A 25235-nucleotide genomic window follows, 5' to 3' on the forward strand; every position below is an offset into this window, starting at 1 on the left:
TGTTGACTGTTAACTGTTGACTGTTGGCAGTAGGGAAAAGTAAAAAATATTAAAAATAGGACACTCTTCCGAAGATTATTTCAGCAGCCACCCAAATAATTCTCCGACACTCAACCGCAGTTCGCTAGCGAAGGACGGCACGGGTAGCAGCATTTCTGGTTCATCAAATACTGCTGTCTGTTGCTGGGGAACATAAACAAATACGCATTGTTCGTCGGGATCTATCAGCCAGCCCATTTGAGTTTGATGATTTAAGCAGTGCAGAATATTTTTAGTAACTTTAGTTTGACTTTGTTCCGGCGACAAAATCTCAATTGTCCAATCAGGAGCTATGGGAAAGACATTAGCAATTTCGCCGTTATCATCGGCGGGAATTCTGTCCCAAACAAATACTGAAACATCAGGCACTGTTGACCTTCCGCCAAAGGTACACCGGAGTTCTGGAAATGCTCGTGCAACTTTTTTTGGTTTTAATATAGCGTTAATGAAAATAATTAGTTCGCATTGAGTCGCACTGTGTTTTCCTTGGGGCATGGGCTTCTGAATAATTTGATTATCAATGTATTCGCTGGCAGGTTTGGTTTCCGGTAGTTGGAGAAACTCTTCTAAAGTTAAGGATTTTAATCTTGTTTGTACCATTTTAAGTTCAGCTCTAATGAAGTAGATCTTTTAGCCGCAGTCTAGTCTACGGCAAATTGTTCCAAGCTTGAGCCACAATGTCGCTCAGCCATAGCCTCTGAGCAAAATCGAGCAGATTGTCGTCCGCGAGTACCTCAGCCTTCAATTCATCCAAAGACTGAGATCGCGATCGAGCTATTTGAATCACACCCGCGATCGCCGACGCCACCAATTCTTCATTCAGCGGCTGCTGTCGCAAAGCAATCATTTCTTGAGGATTCGTAGGAATGGGATAATTCATAGAAGTGCATACCGAAAGGAGTAGATATTCAGCCACTGCGGGCCAACCGAGAGCAAGAGCGATCGAAAACCTAAAAATCTGAGAACATTGTAAACTTATTTAAAACTCAATAAGTATTCGGGAGTATAGCCTACTTTGCTCCCTTGTCAACTCCCCCATCTTTATTAATTTATTCAGAATTGAGAGCCTAATCATGCAAGAAATTCTTTATCTAGAAGTCCCGACACCGGATACAGCAGCCGTCTGCACTTGGTTGCAGCACGAATTCGATCCCGGAATCGGAGAAAAAATTATTACTGCTGACGGCTTTCGACTGCTTTCACCAGCCACAACAGCCGAGGTTCTCAAGTCTGGAACTCAAAATGCCAATCCCAAACCCCCCTGCGCTGACCCCAATTCAGGAAACCCAAATTGGCGATCGACAGAACTTTCCACCTTTGTCTGGTCACTGCAGCGCACCACTTATTTAAAAGTCTTTCGTATAGAAGAGGCGCCTGCTGGAGAAAGAAAGTTCCTGGAAAATCTGAATCTTGCTGTGAGAAACAAGTTTCCCGATCGCTACCGGGAACCTCCTCTCATAGACCTCTCCAAACAGTCAATTTTTGAGGCTCTTGCCCCCTATTACCCATTGACCGTCAAATACTTCCAAAAAATGCCTCAAGGCGAATACGACCTCAAGCGCGTCTACTGGTGGGAACAGCGTTGGCGCGAAGGCACTCGCAATCCTCAAACGCCAAAACAAGTAGTGTTTTTGAAGGAAGAGGGAACAGGGAAGAAGGCAGAAGGAACAGGGAAGAAGAAAGAGGGTACAATTTCGGTGTCTGATGCTGGCGATACTTTTTACGACTTAATTTATATTGGCGGGGCCTTGGGAGTGATTCACGCGGCAGTCATGGCGAGATTGGGCTACCGGGTGCTGCTAGTTGAACGAATGCCTTTCGGGCGGATGAATCGCGAGTGGAATATTTCGCGGGATGAAATTCAAAGCTTAATTGATTTGGGTTTATTTACTGCTGCAGAAATCGAAACTTTGATTGCCAGAGAATACAAAGATGGCTACAACAAGTTTTTTGATGCTAACAATCCGCCCGTTGCTCAAGCGCCTGTTCTGCACACACCAAAGGTACTCAATGTAGCTTTGGACGGCGAAAAATTGCTGAATTTAGCGGGAGTTAAGTTAACAGAAGCTGGTGGGGAAATCTGGGACGAAACTGACTTTCTTAGAGCCGATGTTGAAGCAGAAAAAGTAGTAGTTCAAGGCCGCCACTTGCCGACCAAAGCCGATCGCACTGCATTAGGACGGCTATTGGTGGATGCAATGGGTTCGGCTTCTCCGATCGCTTGGCAATTGAACGAAGGGCGGACTTTTGACAGCGTTTGTCCGACAGTGGGGGCAGTCATCGACGGAGGATTTGAGCCGGGAGTGTGGGATTCCGATTACGGGGATGTGCTCTACACTCACGGGGACATTTCCCGTGGACGCCAGCTCATTTGGGAGTTGTTTCCAGGCGCAGGCACAGAATTGACAGTTTATCTATTTCACTACCACCAAGTACATCCCGATAATCCCGGTTCTTTGCTGGAAATGTACGAGGATTTTTTCGCAATTTTGCCGGAATACCGCCGCTGCGATGTCGATAAATTGGTGTGGAAAAAACCGACCTTTGGTTATATTCCGGGGCATTTTAGCAGCAACAGCAGCGATCGCTCCGTGGCGATCGATCGCCTAGTCTCGATCGGCGACGCAGCATCCTTGCAATCTCCCCTCGTTTTCACCGGCTTCGGCTCCCTCGTCCGCAATCTTTTCCGCTTAACAGACCTTTTGGATACAGCTTTAAAGCACAATTTGCTGACGGCAAATCACTTAAACCAAATTCGCGCCTACCAGAGCAATGTTTCAGTAACTTGGCTATTTTCTAAAGGCATGATGGTTCCTACCGGGAGCAGTTTGCCACCTCAAAGAATTAATTCAATTCTCAATACCTTTTTCGGTATTTTGGCAGCACAAAAACTTGCCGTAGCCGAAACTTTTATTAAAGACAGAACCGACTGGCTAACTTTCAATAGACTAGCTATCGAAGCAGCCGGAAAAAATCCTTCTCTCCTCTTGTGGATTTTAGATTTTGTCACCTTGGGGGATATTTGGCGCTGGCTGGGAAGTTACGTGAATTTTACTCTGCTGGCTTTGGCCAGTTTGCTGTTCGGATGGCTTCCCAGCTTCGCCCGCAGGGTACAGCCTTGGTTGGAACCCCGGTATCCGGCTGTTTGGCTGTGGCTGTTGGCTACCAGCTATGCTCTCACCTACGGCATGGGAAAGGGGAGAAAAGAGTGTTGAGTGTTGAGTTTTGAGTTTTAGACTCAAAACTAGCAACTTCAGTTCGCTATCGAAAACTCGGCAATTCAATTTCAGCTAGCGATCGGCGTTTTTTAGAAGCCCGCAGCGGACTGGCAATCAAGCTCAGCCAGTCTGGTTGGGCGACTGCTGTAGGTTTTGCCACACTCGATCGCACTTCTTGAATGCCAAAGGTTTCAACTGAATTCAAAATTTGAAAAGCCCTAGCCAATTCTTGAGCCTCCACTTTGGTAGCAGTTTCGGCGGGTTCTGACTCAGCCACCGGCAGTTCAGGTTCGGCAACCGGTTCGGCCGAGTCAGGTGCCGGCTCATCAGGCTGGTAGGTTTCGCTCTCCTGCAATTGAATGGCGGATACTTCGGCTAATTTGTTGAGTTCTAGAGGGGCTGGGGATTCAGGCTCGATCGCCTCGGCAGCAGCGGCTACCTCTGGAACCTCTTCTGGTTCCGACCAAGGTTGGACAGGGGAAGCGTTGAAGGCTGGCGGCACCGGCATCTGAGAGCTTTTGACCGCCGCGAGCAAAGATTCTAATTGTGCGCTGGCGGTGTCCAGATTATTGTCAGGCGGCTGGATAATCGGCGACTTTACCTGCGGCCTGTCCAAACTTCTTTCCAAGGCCGCTTTGAATTGCAGAGTGTGACGCTGCTGGCGGTGCAAGCGGGCTCGCAATTCCCTGCAAATATTTTCTGTGGCTACTAACTGGTGTAACTGTTCGTTGTAGCGCTGCACAGTAGACGCACATTCTCGCTCCACAGTCGCTAGCCTGACTTGGCTGGTTGCCAACTGACTTCTTAAATTTTCGACTAAAATTTCTTGACTTTGGAGGGTTTGATGGGAAACTTCCACTTTGCCAAACAGCCGCGTCAATTGTTCTTGAGTATTTTCGAGTTCTGCAGTCCGCTGTTCTAGCAAAGCTTCGCGATTCTGCAAGGTTTTTTGGGACTCTTCCAGAGCTGTTTCTAGCTGGGCGATGCGCTGCAAAAGGTCGCGGTTGCATTCGTGCAGCGCTTGCATGAGGGTGACTGGGGTCGATCCTTTGCCCTTGGCCTGTTCGGCATTCCCAAGCATATTTTTTAGATTGTCTGAAATCGGGGGCGAGCCCGCCTCCGCCGGCTGTGTCGGAGATTGCGAATTTTTTGTTTCCGGTTTTGTGGGAATTGCATCTACGCTGATGGCGTTGGGAAAATCTACTGTTTGCCAGTCTTCTTCTGGCTGTTGGGGAACCGTTGCGGGAGGGTCTGTTGCATCGGGGGCGATCGGCTCAAAACCCCCAGCAGCAGCAAAATCTGACTGCAATGGTTCGGTATCGGATGGAACAGCAGGGTACGGTTGGTGCTGATGGGCTCGAAGATCAGCTTCTGACATGGCTTTTTATCCCAATACTCACAGGGTCTCAGATACAGTCTATCCTTAGATATTCTCCCGAAGGAAGCCCCTAAGTGATAGTTTTTGGCATTTTTCCTGTTTTTTGGGACAATAACCTCTGAATCGATTCGCGCGATCGAGCTACAACCCGAACTCAAATTCAGGTCTAAGATGGGCCTATGAGTAACCTACAGACGTGAGTTTTTGATCCAGAGTCCTATCAAAATAATTTTTCCTGATGTCTCACGCACTGTTTCGGTATGCGTGCGATCGCCTAAGCTTTAACAACTGCACAATGTTTGTCAATGATTGCTGGAACTTCTGCCGGTGCAATGCGGCTGTAGCGAGTTTTGTCCGGCATCACAACTATATTTGGGCCCGCTTTACACTGTTTGAGACATCCGGTTCCCTGTACTGTCACTTTGTCTTCTAAACCGCGCGCATTCAAAGCATTTTCTAAAGCTTTACAGACTCCTCCAGCGCCCCGCTTCAGGCAGTCTGATTTTTGACATACTAATATTTTGGTTTGGGTTTTTGCCGGAGCTTTTACAGTTTGAGCCGCAGTGGGAGAGGTGAAGTCGCTTTTGCCGATCGCGCGATCGTCGGATGTCAATACCGCAACAGGCCCATTGGTGGAGTCAAGGTGTTCGTGCGATCGATCGTTGTTACCCTGAGCCAGCTTGAGGCTGCGAGCTTTAAGTTTTATTTTACCGTTTTTCAAATTGAGTTCTTTCTCACCTACAACTTGAACTCTCAACCCCGGTGTCAAAATAGGCGACAGAAATGCCCGCAATTCCTTGCAAAGTTTAACAAGATATTCTACTCCGCGATCGCTACTAATTCGCAAATATTTAAGTTTACACCCATCTTCAATAATCAGGCCGAGGATTTCTCCCTCTAAACTGAATTCGGAAACTTGCTTGCCAGATTTATACATTGTTATAACTCCTTTAAATCCGTTACATCCGTTACATCTTGTACGCTGCTCTTTGCCTAACTTCCTGCTTCCTTTAGCCCCTTTGCCAGCAGCACTCCAGCCACTGCACGAGTTCGCCCTTCGGGGCACTGACTTGCCTCAACACGCTCTTTAACTGAGCAGCTTGTTTGACAGTGTTGACTTTTGCCCGCAAAGGTTGGTCAACCGCACACCAGCAGGGAATTTCTAGCTCTTGCAAGCGTTTGTAAACTTGCCACCTATCTAGCCAACTAACTTGCACAATGTCACAAACTTCTAATTCTGGATCTGCTGGATTCATTTTTTGACAACAGTAATAATTTGCATTAATTTTTACCCTGACTGATAGCGGGCAGAAGTTCAAAGCTAGATTTCCGAAGAACCTCAAGGATTATCAACAGCCCTTCCTAAAAAATTTTGCCTTTTGCCCTCTGCCTTCTGCCTTCAGAAGGTTCGCCCCACTTTCAGGAAGCGTTCAGAACGAGGATCTTTTTAAAGCATAACCCAACTGCTAATAATTCTCAATAGGTTTAGAAAAAAAATTTCCTACTCTATAAAATCTTCCACTATGGAGGCAGACGCTGCTTGACTGGTAAATTTACAGTGCTAGACTGACTCTATTGGCAACAAAACTGCCTATTGAGAGGAGAACACACATGGCTGAGACTCAGAGTGCATTGAGACCGTTTGGCCACATAGCCGACAACCCAGTTCTACTGGAACATTCAGTCACAGCACCGATTTGTGAAGGGATGAACGCGCTGCTGGCCAGTTTTCAGGCTCTATACCTGCAATATCAAAAACATCATTTTGTGGTGGAAGGGGCAGAATTTTACTCCTTGCACAAATTCTTTGAAGAAAGCTACGGAGAAGCTCAAGATAGCGTCCACGAGTTGGGCGAACGGTTAAACGGGTTGGGTGGCATACCGGCAGCTAGCTTTAGCAAGTTAGCCGAGCTGTGCTGTTTTGAGCCGGAAGCCGACGGCGTATATTCTTGCCGCCAAATGCTAGAACACGATTTGACGGCGGAACAAGCTATTATAGGTTTGCTGCGCCGTCAAGCAGGACAAGCAGAAAGTTTGGGCGATCGAGCTACGCGCTACCTCTACGAAAAAATCCTGCTGAAAACCGAGGAACGGGCTTATCACATTTCCCACTTCCTCGCCCCCGATACCTTAGTGCAGTTGAACTTGAACTAACAATTCTTCTTCTTCTTCATTTTCCTTCGCGCATTCGGGGTTTGTTATCTTAAGATCGAAAAAAAAGCGGGCAGTCATAAAACTGCCCGCTTTTTTATACAAAGTGTACTGGTCCGGAGGGAATTAAGGCGCTAAAGCATTGCCGCGCAACAAGCTACCAATGGTTTTCGCAGTAATCTTCATCTGCACGAAAGGATTAGCCGGTACTACTGTTTTATACAAGTAGCTATCGAATGTGAGCTTCTGCACATCGCGATCGGCACACATTTCCACAAAAGCTTCGCGAGTAGCGTCGGAACGGTAGAACACGCGCTGCAAAATGTCAAGCACTTTGTAAGTAATGCCGTAGGCTTTATCCCACCGCTTCAGATAAAGCTTGATTTCCTCTTCAGTCGGAATGCGCGCGCCTTTATTGGAAATCTCCACAATAGTTTCGGCGCACATCCGGCCAGACTTGGCGGCAAAATAGATACCTTCGCCGGAAGACTTGGTAACGTAACCTGCAGCGTCGCCTACGAGAGCAACTCGGCCGACAACCCGGCGAGGACGCGGATGTTCCGGGATAGGGTGAGCTTCCACTTTAATAATCTCACCGCCCATCAATTTTTTGGCAGCGCGGGCGCGGATGCCTGCTTGCAGCTTTTTGATACTGGCTTGATTGACTTTCATCGTGCCGGTGCCGACGGCTACGTGGTCGTATTTGGGGAACACCCAAGCGTAGAAGTCGGTAGATACGTCATCGCCGACGTACATTTCGGCTAAGTCGTGGTAGTAAGCCATTTTATCTTCCGGCAGGCGGATGCGTTCTTGGAAGGCGATCGCATAATTGTAGTCGCCAGCGTCGATCGCCTTTGCTACGCGGGAGTTAGCGCCGTCAGCCCCGATTACCAAATCCACCTTCAGAGTTTTCTGAATTCCCATGGCGCTGCCGTCGGAGTGGTCGGCATAGTGGAGAGTGTAGGGGTCTGTATTGTTTCCGGGAATTTCTAATTTGTGAACGGTGCCGTTAATCAGTTTTGCACCCAAGGAAGCGGCGCGATCGCGCATGAAGCCATCAAGCACTTCGCGGCGGCACATACCGATGTATTCATGTGCGTTTTCAATATTGATGTCCACCTCGACGTTGGAGGGGGAGATCATTTTCATTTTTCTGACTTGGCGGTCAATAATATTTTGCGGCAAGTCAAATTCGCTGACCATGCACAGGGGAATCGCCCCACCGCAGGGTTTGGCGTTGTCTAATTTACGCTCGAATAGGTATGTTTCGATGCCTGCTTTTACCAATGTTTCGGCGGCGGAAGAACCCGCAGGGCCTGAACCTACTACTGCAACCCTTAGTGTCAAAGCTTTTCTCTCCAGTTTTTTTCTATAGGCATTACTCAGGTGTGATGGTATCACGGAGTTTGGATGCGGTGGGGTGAAGCAGGGGAGATTTCAATGAAATGAAACAGAGCTTAACAGTTCGATACGAAAATCGGGTCTGGGGCGAGGCGTGCGATCGAATATCTTAAATCTTTAACGGCAGATGAAGGCGGATGTGCCCTGATGTGCCCTGATGTGCGCTGGTGTGCGATCGAACTTCTAAGAACAAGCTTTCGGGCTTGTTCCACAACCGATGAATTTTCTGCTTGTGGGGTGGGTTTCTAGGCTGAACAAGCTTTCGGGCTTGTTCCACAACCGATGAATTTTCTGCTTGTGGGGTGGGTTTCTAGGCTGAACAAGCTTTCGGGCCTGTTCCACAACCGATGAATTTTCTGCTTGTGGGGTGGGCATCTTGCCCGCCCCTAAGAGGTTAGAACCAGTCCAATAAGTTACATTAAAGTTACTTGCACTTATATCTAAAATTCTTATGCTCGGTAATTTTCAACAAAGCAACCTGCGGATTGAGCTTGAAGCTTCCGAAACAGCCATTAGAGACAGCTTGTTGCGTCCGAGTCAATTGCAGCAGTGGCTGTGGCCGCAGCAGTTGTCTAGCGGTTTGCCGGAAGAATTTGCTCGAGGTTTGACCTTTACAAGTTGGCTGGGTCCCGTGGCAGTTCAGCATCACGTTGATATTGTTGAGCACAATTGTCTGCGGCTGTTATTGAGTCAGGGAATTGACGGATTTCACGAGTGGTATTGGGGCGATGGTTGGGTGCAGTCTCGGTTGGAGGGAGTGTCGCTGCTGCCGCTGAATTTGGGGCAAACCGCTAGTTTACTGCGGCTGCGGGAGTTTGTAGCGGGGAAGGGTAAGCGGAAGTAGATAAATGACTCTCCAAAATCCTGAGAACAAAGTCTGGCAGTCCTGCATAGCAAGGAAAAATTCTCAATCCTTTTAGGGATAAAGAAGCGTTGTATTGATGAATACAATACCACAAAGCTCCCACATGATTTAAGAGCTTTTTAGATTAGGAAAGGATCTTTCTTACAACAATAGCGAGATATCCTGTACATCAGGGAGTTCTTGCATCTTTAGAGATCAGAAGTTTTGCCCGTATCTTTCCCGACAGATTTGTGTCGCTGGCGAGGCAAAACTTTTTTATATGCGACAAAAAAATCTGTATAATAGACAGCACATCGTCTCTCAACTACTGGGACTGAATCTGACAAACCTTTAGCACCCATTTCAACTAGACTTCCTATATATAGCCATCCTAAATCATTTGTGAATTTCTTATTCCCTCCCCTTCGTAAGGGGAGGGTTGGGTGGGCTGGGGTAAAAAATTTACGACTCATGTAGGGTTGCTATAAACCGCTAGAATTTCTTTGGTTAAGGCATCTATTGGCAGCTCTTTCCACTGCTTGTTCCCCTTATTGCCTACAAACGACTACATTTGATCGTGGTGGATCGTTAGCTTGCGTTGATTTTTTGACTTTACTTGAACTTTCCGGGGGACTGATGCTAATTGTTGAAAAACACATAGTATTAGAACCAGCGGGGGGACACCCTCGTGACTTTGACAATCGCGACTCAAGATATTTTTTCTAATAAAAGCCGATCTCTCAATTTTTTTGTTTCTTCTGAAATCCTTTGATGTGCGCGGTTTTAAACAAACTGCCTGTGACAATATATAGATTTAAAGTTTTACTTAGCGCTGGGGGTGGGACAATTTTTAACGATGTTTGGAGAACCGAAACGGGGACAATTCAGGGAGTTGAGAATTAACAAGGCTTAGATACGTCGCATTATAACTCCTTACCCTTACTCTGCCAGACGACCTGAAAGCGACTTCGCTGCCGAAAAACTAAGAGTGTGTTATAAAAACATAATTTGTTCCTTTCTAAAGCGCTATTCTCGACACAACGAATCCGGTGTGTTTTGAGTAAACGTTAATTTTTACCAAAAAAATAAATATGCTCTCCATTCCAGGCATTGCCGTCCAGAAACTGCTTTACGAAAGTACCAACTCTCTGGTTTACCGGGGGATTCGGGAAGCGGATCGCCAACCGCTCATCCTGAAACTGCTCAAAGAAAGCTACCCCACACCTCAAGAATTGCTACGCTACCGCACCGAATACCGTATCACCAGAGAGCTGAAAGAGGCGGGAGTCGTGCAAGTTTATGACTTGCAAAAATACCAAAATAGCCTCGTGATTTTTGTGGAGGACTTTGGCGGGGAATCCTTGAAAATATGGATGCAGCAGCGAAAGTTTAGCCTCAAGGAGTTTCTGATCCTGGCGATCGCAGCCACTGAAACTTTAGGGCAAATTCACAGCGCCAATATTATCCACAAAGATATTAACACCTCAAATATTGTTTATAACCCGGAAACGGGACAGCTCAAAATTATCGACTTTGGCATTTCCACTCAGCTAACGCGAGAAATGCCAACCCTGAAAAATCCCAACGTTTTAGAAGGAACCCTCGCTTACATCTCGCCGGAACAAACTGGTAGGATGAATCGCTCTATCGATTACCGCACTGACTTTTACTCCCTCGGCGTCACCTTCTACGAACTGCTGACAGGAAAACTACCTTTTGAGACAGAAGACGCTTTAGAGCTAGTTCACTGCCACATTGCCAGACCACCAGTTCCCCCGCACGAAATCAAGCCAGAAATCCCCCTAATTCTCTCGCAAATTGTCAGCAAGCTGATGGCAAAAAATGCGGAAAATCGCTATCAAACTGCATTGGGTCTCAAGCAGGATTTAGAAATGTGTCTGGTTCAATTACAAGAAACCGATAGCATAGCAGAATTTGACTTGGGAACCATGGATCTTACAGACCATTTCCTGATTCCCGAAAAGTTATACGGCAGAGAAACAGAAGTTTTTCATCTATTAGCTGCCTTTGAAAGAGTTCGTAATGCTAGTGCCGAAATGATGCTAGTAGCTGGCTTTTCAGGGATTGGTAAAACCGCAGTAGTGAACGAAGTCCACAAGCCGATCGCCCGACAGCGCGGCTATTTTATCAAAGGCAAATACGACCAATTCCAGCGCAATATCCCCTTCAGTGCATTTGTGCAAGCATTTCGGGAATTGATGGGACAGTTATTATCAGAAAGTGACGCTCAGTTACACAGATGGAAAACCCTGATTCTCACCGCAGTAGGCGAGAGCGGGCAAGTCTTGATTGACGTAATTCCTGAATTAGAACACATCATTGGCGCTCAACCTCCGGCACTAGAATTGTCGGGGAGTGCCGCCCAAAATCGCTTCAATTTGCTGATGCAAAAATTTGTGCAAGTGTTTACCCAAGCAGAGCATCCCTTAGTGATGTTTCTGGACGATTTGCAGTGGGCGGATTCGGCATCTCTGAAATTGCTACAACTGTTGATGGAGGATACGGGGCATCTCTTGATATTGGGTGCTTATCGGGATAATGAGGTATCACCGGCTCATCCCTTTATGTTGACGGTGGATGAGATTGTGAAGTCGGGAGCCACGGTGAATACGATTACCCTGCAACCTTTGAGTTTAGCAGATCTCAATCAGTTGGTAGCAGATACGCTGATTTGCGATTTATCTTTAGCCGAGCCCCTGACAGAATTGGTTTATCAAAAAACCCAAGGTAATCCCTTTTTCTCTACTCAATTCCTCAAAGCGTTGTATGAAGACGGTCAAATTATTTTTAACCCCCCTCAATCCCCTCTTACTAAGGGAGGCAGTAGAGGGGGGTGGCAGTGCGATATTAATGAACTTAAATTTGCCGACGCCTCGGATGTGGTGGAGTTTATGGCGGCGCAATTGCAGAAGTTGCCTGCAGAAACTCAGGATGTTCTCAAACTTGCCGCGTGCATTGGGGCGCAGTTTGATTTAGAGACATTGGCAATAGTCAGCGAAGAATTACCAGAACAAACGGCATCAGCGCTGTGGAAAGCCTTGCAAGAAGGACTCATTTTAGTGATTTCAGAAGGCTATAACTTCCTTCAAGCAGATGCTGAATCCCCCAATCAGTCTGTTGCTAATCCCACTTATAAGTTCCTGCACGATCGCGTCCAGCAAGCAGCTTATTCATTGATTCCCGACGATCGAAAACAAGCCACCCATCTCAAAATTGGACAGTTACTGCTACAAAGTTCTTCCGACATAGAAACAGAAGAAAAAATCTTTGATATTGTAGGGCATTTAAATCAAGGAATTGAGTTAATCCATCAATTAAGTGAACGCTCAGCCTTAGCTCAACTAAACTTAGAAGCTGGACGTAAGGCTAGAAATTCTACCGCCTACGCGGCGGCAAATATCTATCTACAGACGGGAATTGAGCTACTGACTCCTCAATGCTGGCAAACTCAATATGAATTGGCGCTAAATCTTTACGTTGCTGCTGCTGAAATTGCCTATTTGAATGGTGATTTTGATGGTATGAAACAGATGGCAGCACTGGTTTTACAAGAAGCCCAAACAATTTTAGATAGAGTTAAAATTTACGAAATTAAAATTGCTGCTCAGACAGCCCAGAGCAAGGTTTTAGAAACGATCGCAGTAGCAAGAGACGCACTCTTACAATTGGGGATTGAACTTCCTGCCGAACCTGATGAAGCTAAGATTGGCAAAGCGCTGCAAGCCCTTGCGGCCCAACTAAGTGGCAGAAAGATTGAGGAATTGGTTGACCTATCTGTGATGACAAATCCACAGACTCAGGCAGCTATGCAACTGTCTGGTATGTTGTTTCCACCCATTTTCCAGGGAATGCCCGGTTTGCTGCCCCTGCTTAGCTCAACGATGGTGAGTTTATCGCTTTCCTTTGGGAATGCACCCGCATCGACGGTGGGGTATGCGATGCACGGGATGGTGTTCTGTGCCTTTTTACAAGAGGTGGAAACCGGCTATGCCTTTGGGCAATTGGCACTTTCATTGCTCGATAGGTTTAATGTACCGGAATTCAAGTCTATAATTCTGCTTTTGTTTGGTGGTTGGATTCAGCATCGCCAAGAAGCTCTTTTGGCAACGATACCGACGCTGAAAGAAGGCTATAGGTTTGGTATGGAAACAGGCGACTTTGTAAATGCTGGCTACAACATATATATTTGTTTTTATACTCATTTATTCGCTGGTGTAGAACTAGAAACTTGGGAACCTGAAATAGCAAGTTACAGGGCTGTGATGGCGCAGTTGAAACAATATTCTGCTCGGGTTTATTTGGATATGATTCAGCAGACGGTGCAAAACTTGAGGGAAAGCAGTATTCGGCCGGATTTGTTAATAGGCTCTGCCTACGATGAAACGGTGATGATTCCCAAGCACTATCAGGATAATGAATTCACGGCGATCGCTTGTGCCTGCATCTACAAACTGCTGCTTGCTTACTGCTATGGCAATTACACGGCTGCCCTAGACCACATTTCCCAAGTCAAACAGTATTTGATGGGAGTATCTGGATCGGCTTTTGTTCCAATTTTTCATTTTTATGCCGCCCTGACGCACCTGGCACTTTTTCCCGCACAGCCAGCAATTGAGCAAACTGAAATTATTTCCTTAGTGGAAATCCATCAAACCACGCTGCAACAGTGGGCGCAAAATGCTCCGATGAATTATCTGCATAAATGGTATTTAGTGGAAGCAGAACGGCAACGGGTGTTGGGCAATAAAGCCGAGGCGATTGAAATGTACGATCGCGCAATTTCTGGAGCAAAAGAAAACAAATATGTTAATGACGAAGCCTTGGCAAACGAAATCGCAGCCAAATTCTACGGGGAATGGGGCAAAACAAAAGTTGCTCAAGCCTACATTTTTGAGGCTTATTATTGTTATGTTGAATGGGGAGCCACTGCTAAGGTAACGGATTTAGAAACGCGATATCCCCACTTATTCGCGGTAACTCAACCGGGAAGGAAAAATATTCAAACTACCGTAGCAATGACAACGACTGGTTCGGGGAATCACCTAGATATCAGCGCTGTTATGAAGGCTTCTCAGGCGATTTCTGGAGAAATTATGCTAGATAAGCTACTGTCTAGCTTGATGAAAATTTTGATGGAAAATGCAGGGGCGCAACGAGGCTATCTGATTTTGTTAAGCCAGGGACAACTGTTCATTGAAGCTGAAGGGACAATCAATGATGAACTCGTCACCGTGTTGCAGTCAATCCCCGTTGAAACCTGTCAAGACCTTTCCTCCGCCATTGTCAATTATGTGAGTCGGACTCAAGAAAGCGTGGTACTGGATGATGCTGCGCGATCGGGACAATTTACTAACGACGCCCACATCCGAAAGCATCAGCCCAAATCAATTTTATGTGTGCCGCTGATTAACCAATCTCAAATCATTAGTATTGTTTACTTAGAAAATAATCTGACAGCGGGAGCTTTTACCCCTGAAAGAGTGGAACTATTAAAAGTGTTATCTGGACAGGCGGCGATCTCGATTCAAAATTCTAAGCTTTATACAGAAGTACGCGAAAATGAAAGCAGGCTGGCTCAACTCAACAAAGCTTACGAGCGATTTGTTCCCCATCAATTCCTCCAGTTTTTAGAGAAATCAAGCATCATAGATGTAGAATTGGGCGACCAAGTACAGTTAGAAATGTCGGTGTTGTTTTCCGACATTCGTGATTTCACTACGCTTTCGGAAACTATGACGCCGGAGAATAATTTCAAATTTATCAATTCCTATCTTTCTCGTATGGAACCTGTTATTAATCAAAATCACGGGTTTATTGATAAATATATTGGCGATGCGATTATGGCGCTGTTTAGTGGGGAAGCTGATAATGCGGTGAAAGCGGGAATAGCAATGCTGCACCGTCTCGTTGAATATAATGAATACTGCACCAACTCGGGCTGTGCGCGGATTCAGATTGGGATTGGGATTAATACGGGTTCTTTGATGCTGGGAACTGTGGGCGGACCAAATCGCATGGACGGTACGGTAATCAGCGATGCGGTGAATTTAGCTTCTCGCGTGGAAAGTTTGACAAAAAATTATGGGGTGTCACTGTTAATTACCCAGCCAACTTATACGCGCCTGAAAAATCCATCTCAGTACGCAATCCGCACTCTAGACACGGTAAAAGTCAAGGGAAAATCCGAAGCTGTGACGATTTATGAGGTGTTTGATGCAGATCCACCAGAAATTAAACAGGTCAAGTTATCTACGCTCGAATTGTTTGCAGAAGCTAGGGCACTTTACTCGGAAGGGAAGTTATTTGAAGCGGCGCGGCTGTTTTCCGAGTGTTGGCGTCAGAATCCGGGCGATCGCGTTGCTAAAATTTACTGGGAACGCTGTGAGTCTGCATTGGTGACTCGCACCAAAATCAAAGACAGGCTACACAATTTAAATTAAGCGGTTGCTATACCTGAAAATCACAGCAAAAGTACGATCGACTGCTGAGGCACTCTACAAACTAGGCGATCGAAATCGGGTAGGTATGTTGTTGCGCTTTAGCGCTAAAGCGCAACAACATACGAAGTCTACAAAGTTACTCCCTCAACTATACTGCTGGCAGTAACTCCTTTCAATATAACTAAATATCCCCCTGTTACCTGATACTGAATTATAGTATCGCTAACAAAAGCGCCTGTTCCTTGAAAAATATTTAACTGGCTAAAAGCCAGGGGGCTAATTAAATCAATTTTGTCTTGATTGAGGGTAAAATCAGTAATCACGTCGGCCGTGGCTAAGTCTGTTCCACCAGTATCGATCGCGATCGCAAACACATCAAAACCCAATCCGCCTGTGAGAGTGTCGGCCCCGATTTCTCCAAATAAGTAGTCATTGCCCCCGTCGCCAAACAATATATCGTTGCCATCGCCTCCGTAAATGCGATCGTTTTCCTTACCTGAGTAAATCAAGTCAATACCCCGATCGCCCTGAATAAAATCAATCCCTTGCCCGCCAAAAATAATGTCATTGCCATCACCGCCGCTGATGCCGTCATCCCCTTTTTGTCCGTAAAGCAAGTCATCTCCTGCTTTGCCATGAAGATAGTCATTGCCGGGGCGTGCGTGGATAATGTCGTTTAATGCCGATCCTGTAATGCGATCGTCCTTATCTGTCAAACCAATTACTGACTTTTTCAACAAGGTTGTGACATCGCCTAAGTTATCGTTATCGCTGATATTGACTGTGAGAGGGGCGACGAGATTATTATACAATGTATCAGTGCTGGTAGTGGTGTGGCTAATTGGACTTAGACGATCGCCCTCAACAACCGCATCGTCAACCGCAGTCACCGTCACCGTTTGAGCGACATTCCAATTGGCGGGAGTAAAAGTAAGGGCAGATACGCTGACAGTAACTTGAGTTTCAGGGGTAATGGCGACGGTGACATTAGCAGTTGGCTGAGTATTTAGTCGCACTTTGTATATATTGCTGCCGAAGCTTTCGAGTACGTTGGTACTGCCAAGTGGTTCCAGGATAATGACAGCGGGAGTAACTGGAGTTGGGGTGGGAGTCGGTGTTGGAGTTGGAGTTGGAGTTGTTGTCGGAGTCGGAGTGATTGTCGGAGTTGGAGTGATTGTCGGAGTTGGAGTTGTTGTCGGAGTCGGAGTTGTTGTCGGAGTCGGAGTTGTTGTCGGAGTCGGAGTTGGAGTTGTTGTCGGAGTCGGAGTTGTTGTCGGAGTCGGAGTCGGAGTTGTTGTCGGAGTCGGAGTCGGAGTTGGAGTTGGAGTTGGAGTTGGAGTTGGAGTTGGAGTTGGAGTTGGAGTTGGAGTCGGAGTTGGAGTTGGAGTCGGAGTTGTTGTCGGAGTCGGAGTTGTTGTCGGAGTCGGAGTTGGAGTTGGAGTCGGAGTTGGTGTGGGAATGTTAACAGTAAAACTGCCTAAATTGCTACCTAAAACTTGATTGCCAAAAGTATCTTTTACTTGCGATGCTTGCAAATTAACAGCGTAACTGCCATTATCTGTATCATCCCAACTTCCCCCAGGCGGAGTCAGAGAATAAGTTGCCGTCCGAGGTGTACCGTTACTGTTAGTATCGACGCTGACAAATGCACCAGAAATTGTACCACCTGACCAATTTACTAGAAAGTCCGAACTATCCAAACTGCTAACATCTATGGCATTATCGTCGCTGAAAGTAACAGTAAAACTCTGCGTTGTACCACCTGCTGTCGTAATATCAGCAATAGGATTGATACTAGCCGTTGGCAATGTTTGATCGATGCTGTAAACTTCTCCAGTCAAATTGCCATTGGCAGTACCAGTACCGCCCAGCGGTATGCCAGAGGTATTAATGCTGTCATCATCTACTAAATTTAACCCTAAAGTACCGCTGCCAGTACCCGCATTGATGCTGACAGTATAAGTATTGCCGCTACCGGTCACTCCGGCTATGCTTGCACCCGTGATGCCTGTGGGTACAAGAGCAAAATCTCCGCTGTCTACTCCGGTTACAGTCTTATTAAAGGTTACGGTGTAATTCAGGCTAGATAAATTAGTCGGATTGGGGTTAGCGCGAACGATGGATGTTACTGTAGGAGGAGTAACAATAGTCTGTAACCCGCTAGATGTCGGCGTTCCACTTTTGTTTCCCTCTGTAAAAGTAATGTTGGCTAAAGTGGGTGGAAGAATGTTAATTGTATTTCCATCAGTCGCACCAGTTGCTATGTCGGCTGTTAGGAATAAATAGCCTGTTGTGCCAGAATTGATAGGTTGAGAAAGTCCTGTAAAAGCTAAGTTGCTGCCAGTAGCGACAGGTGGCAGAGTTTTCAAAACAGTATCGCTGGCATCCAAGCGATTATCACTGGAATACCAGAGTTGGAAGCCATTGGTAGCAATGTCAGAAGTTTGATAAGTACCACCGGTGGTAGCAGTTAAACCAGTGAATTGGGTATTAACACCAGTTACGGCTAAATTTAATTGATATAGCGGCTGCTTGAGAGTACCGGAGATAATATTAGCAGCGGCGATTGTGGGTGAAGTTATCGCAATATCGGGAGTCCCGTAGCGGGCTAGACCAAAGTCAGTATAGCTGCCATTAGTTGCATTCCCCGCCAGGACAATTTTGCCGTCATTCTGGATTGACAGGCCACCGGTACCGTCGGAAGCACTGTAAAAATCAGTAGTGACTTTGCCGCCAGTACCGAAATTGCTATCGAGTGTGCCGTTAGTGTTGTAACGGGCTAGGGCAAGGTCATAGCTGCTGCCACCATTTAAGGCAGACCCTGCTACGAGAATTTTGCCGTCACTCTGGAGGTCGGCTACTACACCATAGTCGAAGCTACCGTAAAAATCAGTAGTTACTTTGCCACCAGTACCGAAGTTGGTATCGAGTGTGCCGTTAGTGTTGTAGCGGGCTAAGGAAAAGTTATCATTGCCGCCATCATTGGCAAACCCCGCCACAACAATTTTGCCGTCAGGTTGGATGAAAACGGCTCTGGCATTGTCGTCGTTGTTTAAGCCGTTAAAATCAGCCGTGACTTTACCGCCAGTACCGAAGTTGGTATCAAGTGTACCGTCAGCATTGTAGCGGACTAGAGCAGAGTCATAGTCGTTGCCATTATTGGCAGACCCCACCACGACGATTTTGCCGTCACTCTGTATGGAGACGGCACCGATACCGTCGTCACCGCCGTAAAAATCGGTAGTGACCAGGCCGAAGAAAGTACCGAAGCTGGTATCGAGTGTGCCGTCAGCATTGTAGCGGACTAGAGCAAAGTCATTGTTGCCACTGCCAGTATCATAGGCCTGCCCGGCCACGACAATTTTGCCGTCACTCTGGATGGATACGGCAATACCGTATTCGTTAGAGCCGTTAAAATCAGCAGTGACTTTGCCGCCAGTACCGAAATTGCTATCGATAGTGCCGTCAGTATTGTAGCGAGCTAGGGCAAAGACAGTATAGGTGCCATTAGAGGCCTTCCCTGCCACGACGATTTTGCCGTCACTTTGGATCGAGGCGGCATTACCAGTGTCGTCGAAGCCGTTAAAATCTGTAGTGACTTTGCCACCCGTACCGAAGTTGGTATCCAGTGTGCCGTCAGCATTGTAGCGGGCTAGGGCAAAGTCAGTGGAAGTACCATTAGAGGCATACCCTGCCACGACGATTTTGCCGTCACTTTGGAGCTCGGCTGCATTGATCCAGTCAGTATAGCCGTTAAAATCAGTAGTAACTTTGCCACCAGTCCCGAATGTGGGATCTAAGTCACCCGCCGCCAAGACTGATGCGTAATTAAGTCTTGCAGCTTCAGTGAAGGCTAAAGGCGCGTCAATTTTACCGATTTGTACTTCCAGTTGCCAGTCTCCCCCTAGTTTGGCATTGCCGGTAAGGTTGGAGGAGGCGGCGATGTCAGCACCAGTTAACTCACTCAGGCGTTGGAGGAATTGGTTAGGTTTTGTGGGCTTTGCAGCACTTTCAACTGGGCGGTTCAAACCGCCACTACACAAACTAAACCCGTTTGTGCGGGTTGAAATTCCATAGTCCGCGTAGGCGGAATTTGTTTGTACAGCCGCGAATTCTATTCGCCAGGGCTGATTAAAAGCCGCGACATTACACCCATAAAGGAGAATATCTGCACCGGGAATTAATGCTTTGCGCCACTGTTTGAGTTGAGGGGCGAAACTTTCTATGTTGCTGCTGTTGAGTATATTTGCGCCGAAATGTACCGCACCTGGACTGCCGTGAGAGATGATGTGGATTGCTTCTATATTTTGTTCAATTGCTAACCTTTCGGTAATTTGCTCAATGCCATCGAGCGTTTCATCTAGGATAATTACTTCAGTATTTTGGGCAACGTCCCTAATTAAACTCTGGTAATCTTTAACATTTTGGTCAATAAAAACTAGATTTAAAACAAGTTTTTGCTGTATCATCATGCAACCTCTTTACTTTTCAAAGTTTATATGTATCGCTCAAATAGCACTTATGCACTTACTAGCATTTGATTGCGAGCCACCCCTAAAGTCATTGCGATTGCTTTGTTTCTGGCAATGACTTTGTTAGTATTTCTGCACTTACACTATGTCATTACGAGAAACAAAGCAATTTTCTGTCATTGCGATAAACGAAGAAATCGCCAGATTTTGGAATTGCTTCGCTTTTATCAAAATGACATTACCAAGGACTCCCAATCATCGTAAATCCCGACCAATAATAAGGATGGGAGAGATTTTCATTACCCAGTTTAGCTAATTCTGGCGGCAATTCTAAATCCTTATTTGAGTTTGACAAAATTAAACGACCATTTTCTATGCGAACTTGACCTTCGATCATAGCAATTTGAGCCTGTCGCAAAGCTTCAGCTTTAATCGGCGCAACTTTCAAGTGATGGTAAAATTCAGCCATTAACCCTAAAGTACCTTCATCGCTGACAGACCAAAGACTCGCCAAAACCGACTTCACCCCCGCTTGCACAGCTAACCCCGCAAAACCTAATTCGGTGTCGTCATCACCCACAGCAGTTTTACAAGCGCTCAACACCAATAGTTCAACTTTAGGTGGTTGATTCCACCCTAGTTCGCGCACGCGATCGAGTGTTAGCCTGCTATCTGATAACTGAATGTAAGAATTACTCGGTGATCCTGACTTAAAATATCCGTGAGTAGCGAGGTGAATAATCCGAAAGGCTTGGGCGGTGCGTTGCGACCTCAGATTATTGAGAGTAAAGGTTTGGTTGAGGAAAGATTCGCCTTTCCATTCGGAGGCAATAGCATTAAGTTCAGCAGGCACTGCTAGCAAGGGTTCGTTATTGGTAAATTGTGAGGCTCCCATTGCTAAAACTTCAGCATTTTTAACACTTTCATAGCTAGTATCGGTTAAGTTGACGCTGGGAATGAGTCCGATGCTGTACTTTTCTACTAGAAATTGAGAACCGTCATGGAGGGCGGCTAAGGGGAGCGATCGTAACCCCGCATCCATACTAAAAACTAGGGTGTCGATGCCCTCAGCTTTCAAATCAGCTTCCAAGGGAGCAATTATCCACTGGTAAAGTTGTTGGGATGCTGGCAAATAGCTCTGAGTATTGATTTTGCTGGGACTAAGGAGTTCCAATCTGAAATTGGCGACGACTTGCATCAGAGTTTCGCGCCGGGCGGCGGGGATGCTTTTGTGAATTGGGATGCCTGTAGGGGGAACGATGATCAGGTCTAATTGTTCAGGGCGAGCTAAGGTGTAGATAATGGCTGGTTTTTTACCAGTTTGGCTAGCGATCGCTCTAATTCTTTGCTGTATGGCCGTAAAAGATTGCAAATCCCGCCTGATTTGCTGGTTAATGTATGATCCAACTTGTTCACTGTAGAAGATATCGATAAAGAAACTGGCTTGTGGGATATCACCTCTATCGATCAGTCGTGTGATATCGCTAAGGCTAACTCTACTTAGAGGCGATGCCGTTTGGACAACTTCGCTTACCCAATCGGATCTGTAGTTAAAAAGAGATTCAATTCTATTAATGCTATTCAGGTTGCCAGATTGGGCGATCGCATTGGTAATTGAAATATCCGGTAAGGGGAAGGTGGCATCAAGAGACGGAGATAAAGTTGGTGTCGGAGTAGGTAATGGCATCGGGGCTAGCCTTTCAGGCGCAATGGAGGGCACAACTAATATCGGAGACGGTATTGCTTGTGGAATTGGCGCAAGTGATGGCGTTGGTTCTGGTATTAAAAATGGCGCAGGTGATGGCGTTGGTTCTGGTATTAAAAATGGCGCAGGTGATGGCGTTGGTTCTGGTATTAAAGATGGCGCGGGTGATGGCGTTGGTTCTGGTATTAAAGATGGCGCAGGTGATGGCGTTGGTTCTGGTATTAAAGATGGCGCGGGTGATGGCGTTGGTTCTGGTATTAAAGATGGCGCAGGTGATGGGGATGCCGTTGGTTGTGGGGTTGGAGATGCCGTTGGTTGTGGGGTTGGAGATGCCGTTGGTTGTGGGGTTGGAGATGGTGTTGGTTCCGGCGTTGGAGATGGGGTCGGTTCCGGCGTTGGAGATGGTGTCGGTTCCGGCGTTGGAGATGGTGTTGGTTCCGGCGTTGGAGATGGTGTTGGTTCCGGTGTAGGCGATGGTGTTGGTTCCGGTGTAGGCGATGGTGTCGGTTCCGGCGTTGGAGATGGTGTCGGTTCCGGCGTTGGAGATGGTGCAGAAGTAACGATCGCAATATTGCCCTGAGTGTAACTGCTGGGCGGCACCGCCACCGCAAACAGTGGCGAAATTGTCTCGGAACCTGATGTAATGGCTCCCGCCGTCCCATTCGTTGTCGCATCGCCGACAATAAAAGGTGTAGTAGTGCCCCCTGCGTGTCGGATCGCGATCGCGCCGCCACTTGTGCCATTAGCGCTGGAAATGCTCGCATTTACATTGTTACTATCTGTAAAAGTGCCGCTGACTGTCAGAAGATTGCCAGCCGTGAGGTCAATACTGCCGCCAGTAGACTGAAGAGTGCCTGTAACGGCGATATCGCTGGCAGCATTGAGAGTAATATTACCGCCAGAAGTGGCGATCGCATCCAGCGCAATGTCGCCTCCAGACTCCAAAATCACAGGCCCGCCTGCTGTCGAAATCGCTCCCACTCCGATGCTATTGCCCGAAGCAACACTCCCAGAAGCAAAAAATGTCTCCCCTGCGGTGACATTCGGCGGCAGATTCGCAGGATTCGCCAGAGTCGAAACGCCCGATCGCAGAATTAAAGCTGCACTACCTGAAAGCACTGCCGCATCTGGATCGGCGGAACCTGACAAAGTAGTATCTGGCCCAGTGATAGTAATATCTCCCGCCGCGATCGCGCCTTTTGCTTCTACCTTAAGTGAGGTTCCAGTATAATCTCCAAATCTCACATCTCCCTCGGAGCTAATAATCGGGTCGTACAAACTCAAAAAACTGCCACCGTTGCCCGACAATGTGAGAATACTTACATTACCTCCCGCAGCGAAGTGAGCATCGCCCGAAACATTGCCATTGCTCAATAATGTGATATCCCCTGCGGATTGGAATGCAGGGTTAGGGTAATTTAGCGCGAAGATATCAATATTTTGATTACCTTGTATAGTAAGATTGCCACCCGCGATCGCCCTGAAAGGATAACTTCCATCCCGCACCCGCACCGTATCTCCTGCCAACAGAAACAAATTGTTCTCAGTAAGTAGCTGGCTTTCTACCAAAGTGAGATTACGTGCTGCCGAGAGTGTAGCATTCTGACTATTAACAGTAGAACTAGCGATCGCCACATCCCCGCTTTCCACCCTCAAACCCGCAGTCAAAACCACTTCTCCTGCACCGTTAACGGAAATACCAGTAGCAGAGTTCCTACCTGCGCCCGCAAGCAATTGCGGAATAGACAAAGGCAGAGATAATTGCCCATTCTCTGCCAACAATCCCCCGTCAACAGCTCCTATTTCTAAACTTAATAAATGCCCTTCTTGACTAATCCGAACAGCATTCTCACCGGGAACAGCAGCGACAATAATATTACCTTGGGGAGCATTGAGGGAACCAGTGTTGACAACTGTGCCGCCAATTAAACTTATACTTTGTTCCGGTAAAACACCTAAATTACCTGCATTGAGGATACTTCCCGGTTGGCTGAGATTAAAGTAAAAAGTGTTCGGAGTCCCTATCAGCGAACTGTAATCGTTCGCTCCAGCCCCATTAAACAAACCAGAATCAAAACCGATGTTAGTAGCAGTAGTAGCCGTAAAAGCCGCCGGAAGATTCAAGCTAGCATTAGAACCAAAGATAATGCCCGAAGGATTTATTAAAAACAGGTTGGAATTGCCGCCACTAACTTGAATTAAACCATTAATAATAGAAGGATTCCCGCCTACTACCCGACCCAGAATGTTCCGAATAGCGGGATTAGAGATAAAATTAGCAATCTGTCCTTCGGTAAGTCCAAACTCTTGAAAACTGTGGAAAAGATTCGCTCCATCTCTCGAAGTTTGACCGCCTGTAATATTCAAGCGCTCGCCGTTGTCAGGCGTGACAGTAGTGCCAGTGCCATCGGGTGCGGGAACAATGGGTTGTCCTTGTCCCACTGCTGTACTCAAAATAGTGGCTGCGATCGCTAGCATTGCAGCACCCTGTATAGAAAAGAAGGCTAGTTTCATTAGCTTTGAGCTGGCAGAGCACGTATCTGACAATTATAACTTTAAGGTATTACCTGCTCAGTGCGGTCAACTGCGGCGCAGACTTAGCGATTAAGAACGTCGTCACCATCAGGGCGGTTGCTATACCTGAAACCCACATTCTGCACCCTCAACTGTCACAATCGGTTTTTACTTATTATTAGCCAGCAATAAAGCTATAATTTATAGTTTTATACCGTACATTGACTGATAAAAAACTTTTTAAAGCCATAATTTATTATTTTAAAAATAGAGTTTTATGCGTAATTATGCTGTGTCACACCCAGGCTGCGTAATGTGGGCTGAAAATGACAGAAAAAGTGCGATCGACTGTTGAGGCACTCTACAAATTAGGCGATCGCGATCGGGGCAACCCGAAAGTATTGGCAGGCTGGCACCCGAAAAACTAAACATTTGTTAACAAACCTTTTTTTTGCCTTTATAACGCGCTATTCTCTACACAAAGCTGGTGCGTTTTGACTCCGCGTTAATATTTACCATAAAAATCAATATGCTCTCTATTCCAGGCGTTGCGGTTGTGGCGGTTCTTTACGAAAGTGTCAACTCTCTGGTTTACCGGGCGATTCGGGAAGCAGATAAAGGGCCGATTATCCTCAAACTCCTCAAAGAAAGCTACCCCACACCTCAAGAATTAGTGCGCTATCGCACCGAATACCGCATCACCCAAGAGCTAAAAGAGGCGGGAGTCATACAAGTTTATGACTTGCAAAAATACCAAAACAGCCTCGTGATGTTTGTGGAGGACTTTGGCGGCGAATCCTTGAAAGTTTGGATGCAGCAACGAAAATTTACTCTGGAGGAATTTTTGCTCCTTGCGATCGCCACCACTGAAATTTTAGGGCAAATTCACGGCGCCAACATCATCCACAAAGATATTAACCCCTCGAATATTGTTTACAACCGGGAAACGGAACAATTAAAAATTATTGACTTTGGCCTGGGGGGGTGACAAAAAGGTCTACGAGATAGACTGTATAAGGGTTGCGGCCCGCATACCTTGTTGATAAAAGCGG

Annotated in this window: 12 protein-coding genes and 1 pseudogene; 5 read left to right on the plus strand and 8 right to left on the minus strand. The window is 46.6% G+C overall.

The features are described 5' to 3' along the window. Positions 1–75 precede the first annotated feature (75 nt). Together QUA33_RS20635 and QUA33_RS20640 are read right to left on the minus strand one after the other, a co-directional pair. Positions 76–639 (minus strand): Uma2 family endonuclease, encoded by a 564-nt coding sequence (locus QUA33_RS20635; protein WP_333150744.1) that lies wholly within the window; start codon positions 637–639, stop codon positions 76–78. Between the two features lie 46 nt (positions 640–685). Further along, positions 686–919 (minus strand): hypothetical protein, encoded by a 234-nt coding sequence (locus QUA33_RS20640; protein ID WP_190662685.1) that lies wholly within the window; start codon positions 917–919, stop codon positions 686–688. Positions 920–1112: 193 nt separating this feature from the next. On the opposite strand from QUA33_RS20640, the gene QUA33_RS20645 reads away from it, so the two are divergent. Further along, on the plus strand, positions 1113–3254 hold the full coding sequence (locus QUA33_RS20645) for a flavin-dependent dehydrogenase (protein ID WP_333150746.1): 2142 nt from the start codon (positions 1113–1115) through the stop codon (positions 3252–3254). 46 nt (positions 3255–3300) lie between these two features. Here QUA33_RS20645 and QUA33_RS20650 read toward each other — a convergent pair whose 3' ends face one another. From QUA33_RS20650 to QUA33_RS20660, 3 genes are all read right to left on the minus strand, one after another. After that, on the minus strand, positions 3301–4635 hold the full coding sequence (locus tag QUA33_RS20650) for a hypothetical protein (RefSeq protein WP_333150748.1): 1335 nt from the start codon (positions 4633–4635) through the stop codon (positions 3301–3303). A gap of 274 nt (positions 4636–4909) precedes the next feature. Next, positions 4910–5572, minus strand: a complete 663-nt coding sequence (locus QUA33_RS20655) for a (2Fe-2S) ferredoxin domain-containing protein (protein WP_333150750.1) — start codon at positions 5570–5572, stop codon at positions 4910–4912. A 73-nt stretch (positions 5573–5645) separates the two neighbouring features. Beyond that, positions 5646–5891 carry an Asr1405/Asl0597 family protein gene (locus tag QUA33_RS20660; RefSeq protein WP_333066856.1) on the minus strand — a complete coding sequence of 82 codons (246 nt, stop codon included), beginning with the start codon at positions 5889–5891 and terminating at the stop codon, positions 5646–5648. Positions 5892–6246: 355 nt separating this feature from the next. On the opposite strand from QUA33_RS20660, the gene QUA33_RS20665 reads away from it, so the two are divergent. Beyond that, on the plus strand, positions 6247–6789 hold the full coding sequence (locus QUA33_RS20665) for a Dps family protein (protein WP_333150752.1): 543 nt from the start codon (positions 6247–6249) through the stop codon (positions 6787–6789). A 123-nt stretch (positions 6790–6912) separates the two neighbouring features. Here the strand turns inward: QUA33_RS20665 and chlP are convergent, their stop codons facing one another. Next, a complete protein-coding gene (gene chlP / locus QUA33_RS20670) occupies positions 6913–8133 on the minus strand; it encodes a geranylgeranyl reductase (protein WP_333150754.1) in 1221 nt (406 codons plus the stop codon). Between the two features lie 505 nt (positions 8134–8638). Here chlP and QUA33_RS20675 point away from each other — a divergent pair. Then, positions 8639–9031 (plus strand): hypothetical protein, encoded by a 393-nt coding sequence (locus tag QUA33_RS20675; protein WP_333150755.1) that lies wholly within the window; start codon positions 8639–8641, stop codon positions 9029–9031. 1091 nt (positions 9032–10122) lie between these two features. Continuing rightward, entirely contained in the window at positions 10123–15492 is a 5370-nt protein-coding gene (locus tag QUA33_RS20680) for an AAA family ATPase (protein ID WP_333150757.1), read from the plus strand. A gap of 128 nt (positions 15493–15620) precedes the next feature. On the opposite strand, the gene QUA33_RS20685 is transcribed toward QUA33_RS20680, so the two are convergent. Both QUA33_RS20685 and QUA33_RS20690 read right to left on the minus strand, forming a co-directional pair. Next, a complete protein-coding gene (locus tag QUA33_RS20685; protein ID WP_333150758.1) occupies positions 15621–19964 on the minus strand; it encodes a DUF4347 domain-containing protein in 4344 nt (1447 codons plus the stop codon). A 238-nt stretch (positions 19965–20202) separates the two neighbouring features. Then, positions 20203–24147 carry a CHAT domain-containing protein gene (locus QUA33_RS20690; protein ID WP_445243268.1) on the minus strand — a complete coding sequence of 1315 codons (3945 nt, stop codon included), beginning with the start codon at positions 24145–24147 and terminating at the stop codon, positions 20203–20205. 565 nt (positions 24148–24712) lie between these two features. On the opposite strand from QUA33_RS20690, the pseudogene QUA33_RS20695 reads away from it, so the two are divergent. Next, positions 24713–25162 (plus strand): annotated as a pseudogene (locus QUA33_RS20695) (serine/threonine protein kinase); the annotation flags it as partial. Between the last annotated feature and the right edge of the window lie 73 nt (positions 25163–25235).

The sequence above is a fragment of the Microcoleus sp. Pol14D4 genome (assembly GCF_036701245.1).
In the GTDB taxonomy this organism is placed as follows: domain Bacteria; phylum Cyanobacteriota; class Cyanobacteriia; order Cyanobacteriales; family Microcoleaceae; genus Microcoleus.